Origin of the sequence: Pseudoalteromonas sp. SG41-1, assembly GCF_014164575.1 — a bacterium.
GTDB lineage: Bacteria > Pseudomonadota > Gammaproteobacteria > Enterobacterales > Alteromonadaceae > Pseudoalteromonas > Pseudoalteromonas rhizosphaerae.
Map to the genome: position 1 here is coordinate 1 of NZ_JACJFL010000122.1, position 426 is coordinate 426.

The 426-nt window shown below is 53.1% G+C and carries 1 protein-coding gene; it reads left to right on the forward strand.

The features are described from left to right. Positions 1-426, forward strand: a 426-nt coding sequence (locus H5203_RS22555; protein WP_220495348.1) for an Ig-like domain-containing protein, incomplete at both ends; no start/stop codon positions are given.

A 426-nucleotide genomic window follows, 5' to 3' on the forward strand; every position in this document is an offset into this window, starting at 1 on the left:
TGATGCGGCGGGTAACACCTCCAGTGCAACCAGCACCTCAGTGATTTTAGATAACGCAGCACCGAATGCCTTGACGATTGCCACCCCGATTGAGGTTGATGGCCGGATCAATGCTGTAGAAGATGGCAGTGTATTGATCACCGGCTCTGGCGCAGAAGCCAATGCCAGTGTCAGTGTGACCATCAGCGATGGCGCGAATAACTTATCACGGACTGTGACGGCTGATGGCGCAGGTACATGGACTATCAGTGGTAGTGAGTTTGATGTCAGCAGCTTTAACGATGGCACGCTCACCGTCAGCGCCACACAATCGGATACAGCGGGCAATACTTCAAGTGCAGCCAGCACCTCAGTGATTTTAGATAACGCAGCACCGAATGCCTTGACCATAACGACCCCGATTGAGGTTGATGGCCGGATCAATGC